Raw genomic sequence first — 12,844 nt, forward strand, 5'->3', positions numbered from 1 at the left:
CTTCCTCGCATCCAGATACTCTTTCTCTCGATCAATTCCTTAGCTGTTCCCGGTGCAGACTCATGCCACCCACCCCCTTTGGTCGAGCCCGTCCAGCAACAAGTGAAAGTAAATCAACCCGCCGTACGGACGCCACTTACGCAGGACCTTGCGGACCTGGTCATAATCCGGCGGCCGTTTCAGCCTCAACCATCGATGGAGACTCTTCTGTGCCCCGACATCATCGCCAGGAAACTGGTGAATCCGTCCGAGGCCGCGCAGCAGCGTGTATTCAGCGGTCCAACGACCCACTCCTCGCAACTCCATCAACTGATTGACCGTCTCAGTGTCATCCATGGTCGCGAACCCATCGGGGGCGAGTTTGCCTTCCCTCATCGCTCGGGCTGCATCGATGACGGTTTGTCCCTTGCTTCGGCTATATCCCAATGCTCTCAACGCTTGCACCTCAACCGCGCTCAGATCGTCGGGACGCGGAAAGGCAACACCTTCATTGCGGCTCCCTAATCCGTAACGTTCCGTCAAGCGATTCAGCAAGGCAATCCCGACGGTCAAGCTGAGTTGTTGGCACGCGATTCCGTTAACCAATGCTTCAAACACACTGTGGAAACGAGGCGGTTTCATCCCGAGAAAACGTCGAGCCAACTGATGCAGCTTTGTTTCCTGCGACGCCAACCGATAAAATTCGCGAAGATCTACCCGCAGGCCTAGCAACCGGTCCAATGCAGCCGTCACGTCTACCTGCGTCGTAGGCGGCAATTGGGTTCCGGTGGCGGTAACGGTCAGTGTGCTGTTCTGCTGTGTGACGGCCACCTGAACCGGCGTTGCACCCACGACAATCGTCCGCTTGTAGATCCCTTCCTCCCAGCGATCCATGGCATTGTTCGGACGCCGTCGCAATGCCCAGACGGTGAGATCAAGTCGAAAGGGCTGCACCGGATGCAACACAAAGTCGATCCGCGTCATGATCCATGAGCGTGCTTCGTCCCGGCTTCCAACGTCCCTTTAGTGAAGCAAATCTCCTCCCTCGAACACACCTCGTAAAACACCTAGCAGGACGGATTGAGCACATCTTGAAAAGAAGAGCGACCTTCAGTAGATTCCTTTCATGAGCTGCGATCGACCCGTTCAAGCGAGCACTTCATCACAGAGCAGGGTGCGGGTTGCTTGATCGTGCCAAGATTCAGAAAATCCATCCTCCTTGTGGTCGTCGTCTCCTCCTTGCTTCTATCCAGTTGTGTGGGGCCCCGTGAGCCGACCCGCACGTCCAGGACCGCGATAGAGCAGTTGCTTCTGAGTCAGGCCATCACACGGAGTGTAAAGCATCTCTTAATTCCGGTACCTTCGGGACAGCCGGTGGTCGTAGAGATAGCCGGCTTCCCCCATGATCGGTCGCTCCTACAGGCGTCGTTTGCCACACCTCAAATCATCAGCCCCATCACTCCACCGGAGCCGCAGGTCGTTCGCCATGAGGCCTCCGATCTGCCTGTCATGCAGGGCAAGATTGAGGCTCGCCTGGGGGAGTTGGGCTTCCCCTTGCGCATACGTGGCGAGGAAACCCGGTACCTCTTTCGTGTCGTCGTAGAAGCGCTGGGGACTGAACAGGGAAAGTTTTTTTTTGGTATGCCGCCGGTTCAGAGCGTCCTCATCCCCTTTGCGTTACCGCAGATAACCATATTTGAAGAACAGCGGCAACAGGCCTACGCCCGTTTCACGATAGATGTCTATGATGTCCGGACTGGGGAACTGGTTCGATCGACCGCATGGTATGAGGGATTGGCCTTCTATAATCAATACACGGTCTTGTTCTTCTTCTCATTTAGGTGGTCGGACTTGGTTGCAACACCATGTACCAGCTATTCCTGTACCTGACGGGTCTCCGAACCTTCGCATCGAATAGGCTCGTGCGGGTGCGATGGAATCTGTTGCTGATTGTCGGGCTCCTCTCGTCGGGCTGCGTTGGGGACCTCAATCACATCTATACCGCCGGCTCCTTCCGAGCTATTCCTGGAGAAGGCACGAGCCTGTTCGTGTGGGCGGAGGATCCCACCCTGCGTAAGGTGGTGGAGACATGGTTGCGGGGCCATAAGTTGATCGTTCTGGGTACGGCATCCCCTCGACAAGAGGCGGAATCATGTGCCGGTTGTGAACAACAGGCCGCATTGTCCCAAGCCAGGTCATTGAAAGCGGAACAGGTCGTGCTCGCATACTCATCGCAGAGTAAGGATACGGAACAATTGACAGTCTCCATACAGAGTCTCTTCGTCCAGAATGAACAAGATGCATGGAGCGGCCTGGCGCGGATGGATGTTCCAGCGGGTGTCTCGGGCGAGCTCTTGCAGACGAAACTCAGACTCCTGTCTTGCCACGTGCTTGCGACAGTATGGAGATATCGCCCCGCCGGGTATTTGAGCGACGCTTCGAAAGACTACTGCTATTTTCATCTGTGAATCTTTGGCCAGGATCTTTAACAGGCTGCGGAAAACTCGATGTGTGTGCTTCGACCGGCCTGTCCTGAGTCAGTCAAAGACTCAGGACGAACGCAGTGATTTTCCGCAGCCGGGTAAGACTGCAATGGAGTCAATCGGCGAATCGCGATGACCGGGTCCTTCGTTGAAGTCGCTCCGTCAACTCCTCGTATACAGATCGACGGTGACCCACAGCCATCAGCCGAATGACTCGTATTTTTCGATCAACGGCATAGACGATGCGAAAGCGACGAACGCGATACTTTCGTAACCCATCGAGTTCCCGCTTGAGTGGTTCCCCACATTCGGGGTTTGCGGTAATGGCGCGAATGGCTGACTTGATCAGTTGCTTGAGATCGGGACGGAGCGAGTGCGTCACGTCCGCCATATGCGGAGGGATGTCCGGTCGGAAGGAGATCACGCCGTGCGTCGTTTCTTGACGGGCGCGAGGGGTTCGCCGAACACGTCCTCAAACGAAAGCCCGTTGCGTTTCGTTTTGTAAAAGGCTCGGCTTTCAGTAATCTAGCTCATGAGACCGGGATCGCTTAGGACATCCAAGGTCTCTTTCAGACGGGTATATTCATCGACATTCATCAAAATGGCAGCTGGACGGCCGTTCTTTGTGACGATGACTTCTTCTTCGCGTTCTTGTACGCCCGCCACGAGTTCAGGCAGTCGGGTTTTGACTTCCGATAGCGACAAGGTTTTTGCCATTGTAGACCTCTTGTATGGACGACCAGAATTATGGTCGTTATCTTACAGCGACGGGCGGAGTGTCGTCTAATGAACTGGCTAGTGGGCGCTGCGCGACGCGTGAGGGGAAAGATGAACGCTTGGTGTGCGAGCTGAGGTGCAAAGAGGCAGACTCTCAAATGTCTGCACAAAACAAGATCGGACCCTCACTTCCCTTCTCATGACTGCGCTGGGAAACAGGAGGCCAGCGTTTTTCCAATCAGCCAAGGTGAATTTGCCCAATTGTAGATGCGCAAGCTGAGATGTCAGCGCAAGGAGCAGCAGGTCTACTGACGGGTGTGGGGCGCTGACAACAACGGCCGGCCGTTGTTTCACCCCTGTGAGATCCGAAAACGGCAAGATGGCCAGGACGACATCGCCCCGGTCATAGCTTGTCATACTCGGCATCGAGCGGGTTGTTCCAAATCTGCGTTAAGCTGGGCAAGGAAGCAAGGAGCGTGTCGGTCTTGAGGACGGCTAGTTCCTCTTGGGAATCAGGAATCACGACTTCCACTGGTGTATTCGCCGAAAGTGACACCGGCTCATCCAGGACAACCTTCTCGCCATCATAGTGAGCCGGGATATGCCTCATGGTTGCTCCTCTTCCCTGACTCGGGCAGCTTGCGTTGAATGAATTCTATTGGCGATTAAGAAGCCTGTCAACGTGGCTTGTTTGTCGGAGTGGATCGGTTTGTAGAACGCGAGGGGACGCGGTGATGTGTGTAGTCGAGCCGATGGCCGTCATTAAGATGGCGAATAGTGAGTGTGCTGGCAGATGAGGACTCGGTTCGGGGCATCTGCGAGGGTGTCGGACGGATGCCCGAACATCGTAGCTATTCTATGCACGATACAAGGAATCTGAAGATTCCCGATTTGGCACTTGACAGCGCAGACAGTTGTTGACCCTATTATGTTGTGGGGTAGTCCTGAACGAATAGAGATTGTAGTTCCGGTGCTCGCACGTGGCCTACGGGCGGAACGTTGGGCCAAGAGAGAGAAATGGGGGGCAGAGAACCATTTCTTGACAGCTAAACCAACTGAGAAGTAAGGTGCCTGCCTCAGTAGTTTATGAGGTCTTCCAACTATGGCGCGGTTGCCTCGACTCAGCCTGCCGTCGTATCCCTATCACGTCATCCAACGTGGCAATAATCGCCAACCGATTTTTCTGGCGTTAAAAGACTACGAGGTGTTTCTGGAGTGTCTGCGCAAGGCGAACCCGGAGGCGCCCGAAGCAGACAGACCTCCAAGTAGAAATTGTACTCTGACCGCTATTGCCTAAGATCGATGATCCCTCAGGCGTGAATGGTTACTGGCATCAGCGATTTGTGGATAGACGAAAGCAGGGGGGAGTGGTTCGTGCTGAAGCTCGACGACATGCGAGCATTCAAATGGTGGAAGCGAATATTCTAAGATGGCACGCAGCCGACGGTGCAGCGCCTGATGCCTGACGTTAGGCCTAAGTAGAAGCAAGGAGTCACTGTGTCGCTCGCATTTGTCATCATGCCTTTCCGGCATGCTGACTTCACAACTCGCTACAAGACAGTCATTAAGCCATCCATCGAGAGCGTGTCGGGCTGGCGCTGCAAGCGGGCAGACGAACACGATGACGCTACATACGTAATCGGCAAAGAAATTGTCCGCCAAATCGAGATTGCTGACGTCGTAATCGCGGATCTCACTACTCTGAACCCAAATGTCTTCTATGAGCTTGGCGTCGCACACTCATTTGGTACGAACGTACTCATGATTGCTGATGCGCTCGAGGGTATTCCTTTCGACCTGCACGATTATCGTGTCTATCAGTACAGGAACAGTTCGGAAGGCCATGTAGGCTTGTCGACGTTCTTGATCTCTAGCCTTCAGGATATGAGGTGGACCAGGCGAGACAATAACCCGGTTCACCATCACAGTTCACGGATCCGACAGTTGTTGGACTTTCGCAGCAAGGCGCAATCGCAGACAGACAATTCCTCGGTCGCCGAGAATCTCTACAAAAAAGCCCTTCGTCACACACGAACCGCGCCCTTTCCAATCACAAAACATGTGGTTCAGATTTGTGGTGGCGTGGCGGTAGGAAAGACTACATTTGCCAAAGAGCTTGCGCGAGTGATAAACGCAATAGAAGGTCCTGATTCAGTTGCGATTCTGTCCCTCGACGCCTATCAATTCAGCCGACTCGAGCGCGAAGCGAAGCCGATTTCTCACGGCTTTGCCGCCGACAACTGGCGATTTGAACGGGCCCAAGAAGATTTGGCGAACTACTTGACTCGCAATCTTCCAATTAGGATTCAGGAGTACGATCACTATACCGGTTTGCCTTTGGCTGCAGTAACCGAGATATTGCCGGCAAAATACTTAATTGTGGAAGGTTTGATCGCATTCAATGCAGCTCTTCTTCCATACGGAACGTTTAGGATCTTTATAGGAGGGGACAACCCTCGTCACGAGCAAAACCTTCGAATCAAGGTAGCCTATCATGAGCGTGACTACAGTCTCCGCGCTGCCGTTCGGCACTCCGAGGGGGAGTTTCGGGCGTACCTATCACAACTGCTTCCACTTCGCACACATGCTGACGTGACGCTCGAGGTCTGTGATGAGTGGTCATATCGGACGCAGTGGCGCTTGGAGTGAACGGCCTAACATTCGGACGACCGCCTGGTCAATGTGGATGTAAAAAGGGGTCGGGAGTCGTTGTTTGAACTGAGCCTTTTGGCGTTATACTTGATGGGCTGGTTCGCGGAAGAAGTTGACGCCTTTCAGGAGTGAACATAAATGAGGGTCAAATCTTGTTTTGTGCATTCCGTTGAGCGAATCCTGAAGCCACAGATCATCAACGGTTCTTGAAACCTTTTTCACGCTTCACCCCGCAAAGATTACTGCTGCCGTTTACGCCGCTACCTCAACGAGGATCTCGGGATGGCGTTCGGCAATCTTCAAGAGCTGCTTCGCAGCTCCGGACGGCTTACGGCGGCCTTGTTCCCACTGCTCTAGCGTGCGCTTCGACACACCCAGCGCTGCGGCAAACTCCGCCTGCGACAGCCCGCTCTTGAGCCGTACGCGCACGACGTACGATTTGGCGTGAACTTTCGTCTTCTTACCTCCCCCGGCTTTGATCTCCCGTACGCCATCGAGGACTTCTTGCCACACATTGCGTTTGGCCTCGAAATCGGCGAGTGCCTTACCAGTCAGTTTTTTAACCATTTCGAAATGCCTCCACGAGTTGTTTGAGAATATGTGAGGGCACGTTCTCGCGTTTCGACTTTGCATAGAGCGTCAACATCCAGAATTCGTTGGGCCGGTACCGCACAACATAAATGATCCGTAGCCCGCCCTGTTTCCCCGTTCCCGGGCGGGACCAGCGCACCTTTCGAACCCCGCCCGAACCGGGGACAATTTCGCCGACCTCTGGGTGTTGCATTAAGAACTGCTGCAAGTCGGAATACTCATCGTCGTCCAGATATGCGGGAAGTATGCGCTCGAAGACGGACGATTCTATGAATGTGAACACTGGTGAACTATACGCCTCAGGCGTAGAAAAGGCAAGAAGGGGCCGCGCGGCGCTATCAGAACCAAGAACTCCATCAAGGAGCCCGAAGGGCATTGAAGTGCAATATGAAGGAGAGAGCCCGTCTGTCCCTTGCACTGCCGGGGAACAAGTTTCTTGCAGCACGTACGCTCATGCCGTACCTTCGAAGGAGATGATTTTCCGATCCGGGCGCCACCGGGGACTCAAGCGCCTCCTTGAGAGCAATCAAACCAGGGGGCTGCAGCCAGACCTGGTGAACCGGATACGTAATATCCTGACGGCCTTGATTGTAGCCGGTCGAAACAATGGGGTCGGGAATGGTTTATTGGATCATCTGAACCTGGCCACCGTGACGGGCAAGCCTAGCAATCCCACAACTCGGCATCCTTCTTGTTCGGTGAGGCGCCGAGCCGTGGCATCGTCCAACACGACGGCGTCTGCTCCGATCTCTCGGGTCAGGACAATGGCTTCGGATTCCCCCAGACCGATGCGGGTGCGGAGCTGCTGGACGAGTGCCTGATTCTCAGCCGTTCGGCATGTGATCCAATCGGCCTGAGCAAGATCGAGACTTCCCGGACGACCAGGCGCGCGGCTCACGCTTTCCGCATAGACCGCATCGGGAATGACGATCTGATCGGCCAATTGACGCAACAAGTCAAGCGAGCCGATCCGAGCCAACGTAATCAAGGGACTCGCGTCAAGGACGAGAATCACGCGGAAGGAGTGGGTGGTGGAGCGGCTAATGTCCGCAGATCTTCATGAAGCGTTTCTGCGGAATAGTCAAACCAGGGAATCTGATACTGGGCCAAGATGGCCGGAAAATCAGCTAAGGAGATCTGGAGAAACTCTGCTGCGCGAGCCCGCGAAACTTTTCCTCGGCGGACCAGGTCCAAGATGAGGGCGGTCTTTGCTTCCTGACGCGCCTCATCTTCCGTCCCGATCACCTGCAGCAACTCGGGCGGAATATCGATCGTGAGTGGCTGTCCCATGACAGCGAGTCTAGCAGACAGTCTGCCGAAAACCAAGATTGGTGTCTCAAACGCAGGCCAGAACTTCTGTGGTACACGCACTCATCAGTGTGCCGTTGCCGGTGAATCTGAACCGTCCCTCGGCGTCGGCGGGTAAGCCGATGAACTCGGCGGACTCCGGCGGCGAAATGGAGTGGCTGCTAACGCCGACGAGCACTGGAGCGGGAACCCATTCGCCTGGATCTGGTACCTTGGCGGGAGGCGACCCACTTCTGAAAGGATGCCTGGCTTTCTCCAGAAGGTTTGCCGGCCAAGAGCCCATCGACACTGATGTCTTCGTCGAGCAGGTCCCAATGAATGCCACGTCCTCGCCCGATCAACCGCCACCGTTTTCGTTCCGCTTGGGTCGCATGGACTAAGCGTGGGAACCAATCAAGTGGAACGGATAGGCTTCGCCCATCGCTCAGTTCGACGGTCAACGTGTCGTTCGTGAGGGTGACAGATTCTGCTGTGCACGCAGCAATCTCAATCGCCAAAGTATTCATGCCAGGCCTCCAGAAATCGATCCTGATGAAACTGAACGAGCTGCCGAATCCGATTCAATTCAGCACGAGGAAATCCACCGCTTTCCTGTAGCCTGACGGGTACAAGCCAAAACTTGGCTACCTTGTCCTCGCGCTCAACATGCACATGTCGAGGCTCATCACGATCTCCTGCATAAAAGAAAAAGCGATACGGCCCCGATCGTAGTACAGTGGGCATCCTCGTCGATCCGCGGCTATATTAGCACGCTTCTAGCCTGGTGAAGATCTCAATCATTTCCGTTTCAAGAATACCAAGTCAATTCGCAGGCCCTGATCCTGTCGTGAGATCAGACTAGGTTTCCCTTTGCCGCTTGGGTATAATCCATCGGATTTAGCCGTTTCATCTCTTTTATCTCATAGGAGATCGTATGTCCGAAAAAGACGACAAGAAGCGTGCGCTCGACCTAGCTCTGTCCCAGATTGAGAAGCAGTACGGGAAGGGCGCGATCATGAAGCTGGGGACCGAGGAGAAGGTCGACGTGCCTGCGATTTCTACCGGGTCCTTGGGGCTCGACATCGCCCTCGGTGTCGGCGGACTTCCACGCGGGAGGGTGATTGAAATCTTTGGACCGGAGGCTTCTGGAAAAACGACGATGACGTTGCACTGTATTGCCGAAGTGCAGAAGACCGGTGGAGTGGCCGCCTTTATCGATGCTGAACATGCCCTTGATCTGACGTATGCTAGAAAGCTCGGCGTCCAGGCCGACGACCTGCTTGTGTCTCAGCCGGATACCGGTGAACAGGCGCTGGAGATTGCCGAAACGTTGGTGCGAAGCGGCGCCATTGATCTGATCGTGGTCGATTCAGTTGCGGCGTTGACGCCTCGTGCGGAAATCGAGGGTGAAATGGGCGATGCCCACATGGGCCTTCAGGCCCGGCTGATGTCGCAGGCGCTGAGAAAGCTGACAGCCGCGATTGCAAAGTCTCTGACGACGGTGATCTTCATCAACCAAATCCGCATGAAGCTCGGCGTGATGTTCGGAAATCCAGAGACCACAACCGGAGGGAATGCGCTCAAATTCTACTCCTCTGTCAGGCTGGACATCCGACGTATTGAATCGATTAAGGAAGGTCAGGAGGTGATGGGGAGCCGGGTCCGTGTGAAGGTCGTGAAAAACAAGATGGCGCCGCCGTTTCGCCAGGCGGAGTTCGACATCATGTTTGCCGAGGGTATTTCCAAGACCGGCGAACTCGTGGATATTGGCGTCGACAAGAAAATCATCGAAAAATCCGGTGCGTGGTATTCCTACAAGTCAGAACGAATCGGCCAGGGGCGCGACGCCGCGCGAGAGTTCCTCAAGAACAACTCCACCACCGCTCGTGAGATTGAAATGAAACTTCGAGAACTGGCCGGCGTGCCTGCTCGCAACGAGAAGAAAGCCGAGGCCAAAGAAGAAAAACCTGTTTCACGAAGTGAGGACAAACGGGCGCATCGATAGCGGGAAACGGTGAAAGCGCCGAAACGGAGAAGCCGAGCTTCTCTCGAAGATTGGATGCAGGTCGCGATGCGGTTCCTTGCCCGTCGGGATCGTACCGTCGCCCAAGTTGAACGGTTTCTCGCATCCAAAGGAGCCTCGCCCGTTCAAGTACGGCAAACAGTTCGCCGTTTGTCCGACCTCAGCTATCTCAACGATCACACCTATGCTCAGCGGTGGGTGGCCAATCGGCTGATCACCCGGCCGAGGGGACGGGAACGGCTCAAGGCCGAATTGCAGGCCAAGGGAATCCCTGATGCTCTGTCAGACCGGGTGCTGACTGAAACGTTTCGTGAAGTGGACGAAGAAACTGTGGCTCATCGAGCCTTGCAGATCGCGCAACGTTCTGGTCGTCGGTTGACGCTCTCTCAAACGGCGCACTTTCTCCGCCGGCGGGGTTTCAGTGAGGAGACCATTGATCGTATGATAGAGAAGCAGTGTATACACGAGGAAACTGTCTATGAAGAATAGTGCGACTGATCTGCGGCGAGCCTTTATCGGTTATTTCGAGGAGCAAGGGCATCAGGCAGTGCCGAGCGCCTCTCTCCTTCCACAAGCGGATCCGACCCTGCTCTTCACCAACGCAGGCATGAATCAATTCAAGCGGACTTTCCTCGGAGAAGAATCGCGCCCCTACAAGAGAGCCGTATCGGTGCAAAAGTGTCTTCGCGCAGGCGGGAAACACAACGATCTTGAAAACGTGGGGTACACCAGGCGGCACCACACATTCTTCGAGATGCTCGGCAATTTTTCGTTCGGGGATTACTTCAAGGACGATGCCATCAGATTCGGATGGGAGTTTCTGACTCGGAGGGTCGGGTTGGCGAAAGATCGACTATGGGTGACGATCTTCCGCGAGGACGACGAAGCCGAGAAATTGTGGAAGAAGATCGGTGTGGTGCCGTCGCGCATCGTCCGGTGCGACGAAAAGGATAACTTCTGGCAAATGGCCGATACAGGCCCCTGCGGTCCTTGTTCGGAGATCCATTATGATCAGGGGACAGTGGTTCCCGGCGATGATCGACCGAACGGGGAGGGGGATCGCGTCATTGAAATTTGGAATCTGGTCTTCATGCAATACAACCGTGATGCCTCGGGAACGCTCCACCCGCTGCCGAAGCCGAGCATCGACACGGGGATGGGGCTTGAGCGGCTGGCCGCCGTGGCCCAGGGGGTCTACAGCAATTACGACAGTGATCTCTTCACGCCGCTGCTTGCGGCTGTCGCAGGACGGTCCGGCACCGAGTACGGCAAGAAGGAGGCGGCTGATCGTTCAATGCGTGTTATTGCTGACCATCTGCGAGCAATCACCTTCCTCATGGCCGACGGCGTGTTGCCATCGAACGAAGGTCGAGGATATGTGTTGAGACGCATTCTGCGCCGCGCCGCGCGGCACGGCCGGCTGCTCGGCATTGTCGAGCCCTTTCTGCATGAACTCAGCGCCGTCGTCGTCGAGCAGATGGCCGGCGCCTACCCGGAAGTGCGCATGGCATCCGGCACGATCACCGAAGCGACGAAAGGTGAGGAGGAGAGGTTTATCGCGACGCTCGAACAGGGCTTGCCGATTCTGAGCGAGATGATCGAGCGGGCGAAGGCGACAAAGCGAACTGTTTTGGCTGGGAACGACATCTTCAGGCTCTATGATACCTATGGCTTTCCCATGGACTTGATTGCCGAGGCTTGCCGGGAACAGGGCATGACGGTCGATGAACCTGGTTTCAATGCGGCGATCGAAGAGCAACGGACTCGCGCGCGCAAGACCGGTGGATTCGAACAGGAAACGGCCAGACCGGCCGTTGCGGAGCTGGCCAAGCGGATCGGTGCGACGACATTCGTCGGCTATGAACATCTGGAAAGCAACGGCGTCCTGCGGGCTATTCTAAAAAGCGAGCAACTGGTCAAGGAAGCGGTAGAAGGGGAGACGGTCGAGCTGGCGATGGATAGCACGCCTTTCTATGCTGAAGGCGGGGGTCAGGTCGGAGATCAAGGCACATTGGTTGGACCTGAAGGGTTGGTCGATATCAAGGAAACGACGAGGCCGGCTCCGACGGTCATCCTTCACAAGGGAATCGTCCGTCAGGGGCGCATTCGAGAGGGCGAGTGCCTGCGCATGGCGGTGAATGTCTCCATGCGCCGGGACGCAGCGCGCAATCATACGGCAACGCATCTGGTCCATGCGGCCTTGCGCGATTTACTCGGGCCGCATGTGAAGCAGTATGGATCGCTCGTCGGACCGAACCGCCTTCGGTTTGACTTTGCACATTTTCGACCGCTTTCGTCCCGCGACATCGACGATATCGAATCGACGGTGAATGAAGAAATCCGTAAGAACGAGGCAGTGCGCACCGAAGTGATGAGCATTCAGGATGCAGTGGCGAACGGGGCTCTGGCGTTCTTCGGCGACAAGTATGGCGAACAGGTGCGTGTCGTGAGTGTCGAGTCGTTCAGCAAAGAACTGTGCGGAGGCACCCATTGCCGACAGACGGGTGACATCGGGCTCTTTCGCATTGTCTCGGAAGGGGGCGTGGCGGCGGGTGTACGTCGCATCGAAGCTCAGTCCGGTAGCGGCGCCTACGGACTCATGAAGAAGCTCGAAGCCGATGTCCGCGAGCTATCGGATCTGTTGAAGACGGGGCGGTCCGAACTGGTCGCCAAGACCCGCAAGCTGATGATGCAGCTCAAGGACAAGGAACGCGAACTCGAAGAGCTGAGGCTGAAGATGGCGAGCGGATCGGAGACGATTTCCAAGGTCAAGACGATCGCCGGGGTGACGGTGCACCAGCAGCGGACGGATGGCTTGGATGTGAACGGCATGCGAACGTTGGCGGATCAGCTCCGGGATAAGCTGAAGAGCGGCGTCATCGCGTTGGGCGCGGCGACCGGCGACGGCAAAGTTTCACTGTTGGTCGTGGTGACGAAAGACTTGATCGGCAAGCTCAAAGCCGGCGATCTCATTAAGGCGATGGCGGCTGAGGTGGGTGGAACCGGAGGCGGGCGGCCGGAGATGGCTCAGGCCGGAGGGAAGGATCCAGCCAAGCTCGACGCAGCGTTGGAAAAAGTTTTTGGCCTGGTTGAAACCACCCTCCGGCGGTAG

At 55.7% G+C, this 12,844-nt stretch carries 17 protein-coding genes; 7 read left to right on the plus strand and 10 right to left on the minus strand.

Going from position 1 to position 12,844, the window contains the following annotated elements; translation table 11 throughout:
- Positions 1–60: 60 nt before the first annotated feature.
- Positions 61–963: a hypothetical protein gene (locus P0119_10895; GenBank protein ID MDF0666561.1), complete on the minus strand. Its 903-nt coding sequence runs from the start codon at positions 961–963 to the stop codon at positions 61–63.
- A gap of 390 nt (positions 964–1,353) precedes the next feature.
- On the opposite strand from P0119_10895, the gene P0119_10900 reads away from it, so the two are divergent.
- The gene (locus P0119_10900; protein MDF0666562.1) at positions 1,354–1,869 is read left to right on the plus strand and encodes a hypothetical protein; all 516 of its coding nucleotides are present in this window, start codon (positions 1,354–1,356) and stop codon (positions 1,867–1,869) included.
- Complete coding sequence (locus P0119_10905) at positions 1,845–2,447, plus strand: hypothetical protein (protein MDF0666563.1); 603 nt, start codon at positions 1,845–1,847, stop codon at positions 2,445–2,447. Before P0119_10900 ends, P0119_10905 begins: the two co-directional genes overlap by 25 nt.
- A gap of 130 nt (positions 2,448–2,577) precedes the next feature.
- On the opposite strand, the gene P0119_10910 is transcribed toward P0119_10905, so the two are convergent.
- From P0119_10910 to P0119_10920, 3 genes are all read right to left on the minus strand, one after another.
- On the minus strand, positions 2,578–2,886 hold the full coding sequence (locus P0119_10910; GenBank protein MDF0666564.1) for a type II toxin-antitoxin system RelE/ParE family toxin: 309 nt from the start codon (positions 2,884–2,886) through the stop codon (positions 2,578–2,580).
- A gap of 101 nt (positions 2,887–2,987) precedes the next feature.
- The gene (locus P0119_10915; GenBank protein ID MDF0666565.1) at positions 2,988–3,179 is read right to left on the minus strand and encodes a type II toxin-antitoxin system Phd/YefM family antitoxin; all 192 of its coding nucleotides are present in this window, start codon (positions 3,177–3,179) and stop codon (positions 2,988–2,990) included.
- 403 nt (positions 3,180–3,582) lie between these two features.
- Complete coding sequence (locus tag P0119_10920; protein ID MDF0666566.1) at positions 3,583–3,789, minus strand: hypothetical protein; 207 nt, start codon at positions 3,787–3,789, stop codon at positions 3,583–3,585.
- A gap of 492 nt (positions 3,790–4,281) precedes the next feature.
- Between P0119_10920 and P0119_10925 the strand changes: the two genes are divergently transcribed.
- Together P0119_10925 and P0119_10930 are read left to right on the plus strand one after the other, a co-directional pair.
- Positions 4,282–4,476: a hypothetical protein gene (locus P0119_10925; GenBank protein MDF0666567.1), complete on the plus strand. Its 195-nt coding sequence runs from the start codon at positions 4,282–4,284 to the stop codon at positions 4,474–4,476.
- Positions 4,477–4,676: 200 nt separating this feature from the next.
- Entirely contained in the window at positions 4,677–5,828 is a 1,152-nt protein-coding gene (locus tag P0119_10930) for a hypothetical protein (GenBank protein ID MDF0666568.1), read from the plus strand.
- Between the two features lie 255 nt (positions 5,829–6,083).
- Here the strand turns inward: P0119_10930 and P0119_10935 are convergent, their stop codons facing one another.
- The 6 genes from P0119_10935 to P0119_10960 form a co-directional block, all read right to left on the minus strand.
- A complete protein-coding gene (locus P0119_10935) occupies positions 6,084–6,398 on the minus strand; it encodes a type II toxin-antitoxin system MqsA family antitoxin (GenBank protein ID MDF0666569.1) in 315 nt (104 codons plus the stop codon).
- Positions 6,391–6,705 (minus strand): hypothetical protein, encoded by a 315-nt coding sequence (locus P0119_10940; GenBank protein ID MDF0666570.1) that lies wholly within the window; start codon positions 6,703–6,705, stop codon positions 6,391–6,393. The genes P0119_10935 and P0119_10940 overlap by 8 nt, the downstream gene beginning before the upstream one ends.
- Before the next feature lie 348 nt (positions 6,706–7,053).
- The gene (locus P0119_10945) at positions 7,054–7,410 is read right to left on the minus strand and encodes a hypothetical protein (GenBank protein MDF0666571.1); all 357 of its coding nucleotides are present in this window, start codon (positions 7,408–7,410) and stop codon (positions 7,054–7,056) included.
- Positions 7,411–7,433: 23 nt separating this feature from the next.
- Positions 7,434–7,712, minus strand: coding sequence for a UPF0175 family protein (locus P0119_10950; protein MDF0666572.1), 279 nt, complete (start codon positions 7,710–7,712; stop codon positions 7,434–7,436).
- 179 nt (positions 7,713–7,891) lie between these two features.
- Positions 7,892–8,236 carry a DUF2442 domain-containing protein gene (locus P0119_10955; protein ID MDF0666573.1) on the minus strand — a complete coding sequence of 115 codons (345 nt, stop codon included), beginning with the start codon at positions 8,234–8,236 and terminating at the stop codon, positions 7,892–7,894.
- Positions 8,217–8,453: a DUF4160 domain-containing protein gene (locus P0119_10960; GenBank protein MDF0666574.1), complete on the minus strand. Its 237-nt coding sequence runs from the start codon at positions 8,451–8,453 to the stop codon at positions 8,217–8,219. Before P0119_10960 ends, P0119_10955 begins: the two co-directional genes overlap by 20 nt.
- Positions 8,454–8,643: 190 nt before the next feature.
- Here P0119_10960 and recA point away from each other — a divergent pair, with 190 nt between their 5' ends.
- From recA to alaS, 3 genes are all read left to right on the plus strand, one after another.
- On the plus strand, positions 8,644–9,714 hold the full coding sequence (gene recA / locus P0119_10965) for a recombinase RecA (GenBank protein MDF0666575.1): 1,071 nt from the start codon (positions 8,644–8,646) through the stop codon (positions 9,712–9,714).
- 66 nt (positions 9,715–9,780) lie between these two features.
- Positions 9,781–10,221: a regulatory protein RecX gene (locus P0119_10970; protein ID MDF0666576.1), complete on the plus strand. Its 441-nt coding sequence runs from the start codon at positions 9,781–9,783 to the stop codon at positions 10,219–10,221.
- Positions 10,211–12,844, plus strand: a complete 2,634-nt coding sequence (gene alaS / locus P0119_10975; protein ID MDF0666577.1) for an alanine--tRNA ligase — start codon at positions 10,211–10,213, stop codon at positions 12,842–12,844. Before P0119_10970 ends, alaS begins: the two co-directional genes overlap by 11 nt.

The sequence above is a fragment of the Nitrospira sp. genome, from assembly GCA_029194665.1.
GTDB lineage: Bacteria > Nitrospirota > Nitrospiria > Nitrospirales > Nitrospiraceae > Nitrospira_D.

Bases quoted from the DNA above. Each gene is read 5' to 3' on its own strand.
- P0119_10895 (MDF0666561.1), bottom strand. From the start codon at position 963: ATGACGCGGATCGACTTTGTGTTGCATCCGGTGCAGCCCTTTCGACTT.
- P0119_10905 (MDF0666563.1), top strand. From the start codon at position 1,845: ATGTACCAGCTATTCCTGTACCTGACGGGTCTCCGAACCTTCGCATCG.
- P0119_10915 (MDF0666565.1), bottom strand. From the start codon at position 3,179: ATGGCAAAAACCTTGTCGCTATCGGAAGTCAAAACCCGACTGCCTGAA.
- P0119_10920 (MDF0666566.1), bottom strand. From the start codon at position 3,789: ATGAGGCATATCCCGGCTCACTATGATGGCGAGAAGGTTGTCCTGGAT.
- P0119_10925 (MDF0666567.1), top strand. From the start codon at position 4,282: ATGGCGCGGTTGCCTCGACTCAGCCTGCCGTCGTATCCCTATCACGTC.
- P0119_10935 (MDF0666569.1), bottom strand. From the start codon at position 6,398: ATGGTTAAAAAACTGACTGGTAAGGCACTCGCCGATTTCGAGGCCAAA.
- P0119_10950 (MDF0666572.1), bottom strand. From the start codon at position 7,712: ATGGGACAGCCACTCACGATCGATATTCCGCCCGAGTTGCTGCAGGTG.
- P0119_10955 (MDF0666573.1), bottom strand. From the start codon at position 8,236: ATGAATACTTTGGCGATTGAGATTGCTGCGTGCACAGCAGAATCTGTC.
- P0119_10960 (MDF0666574.1), bottom strand. From the start codon at position 8,453: ATGCCCACTGTACTACGATCGGGGCCGTATCGCTTTTTCTTTTATGCA.
- recA (MDF0666575.1), top strand. From the start codon at position 8,644: ATGTCCGAAAAAGACGACAAGAAGCGTGCGCTCGACCTAGCTCTGTCC.
- P0119_10970 (MDF0666576.1), top strand. From the start codon at position 9,781: ATGCGGTTCCTTGCCCGTCGGGATCGTACCGTCGCCCAAGTTGAACGG.
- alaS (MDF0666577.1), top strand. From the start codon at position 10,211: ATGAAGAATAGTGCGACTGATCTGCGGCGAGCCTTTATCGGTTATTTC.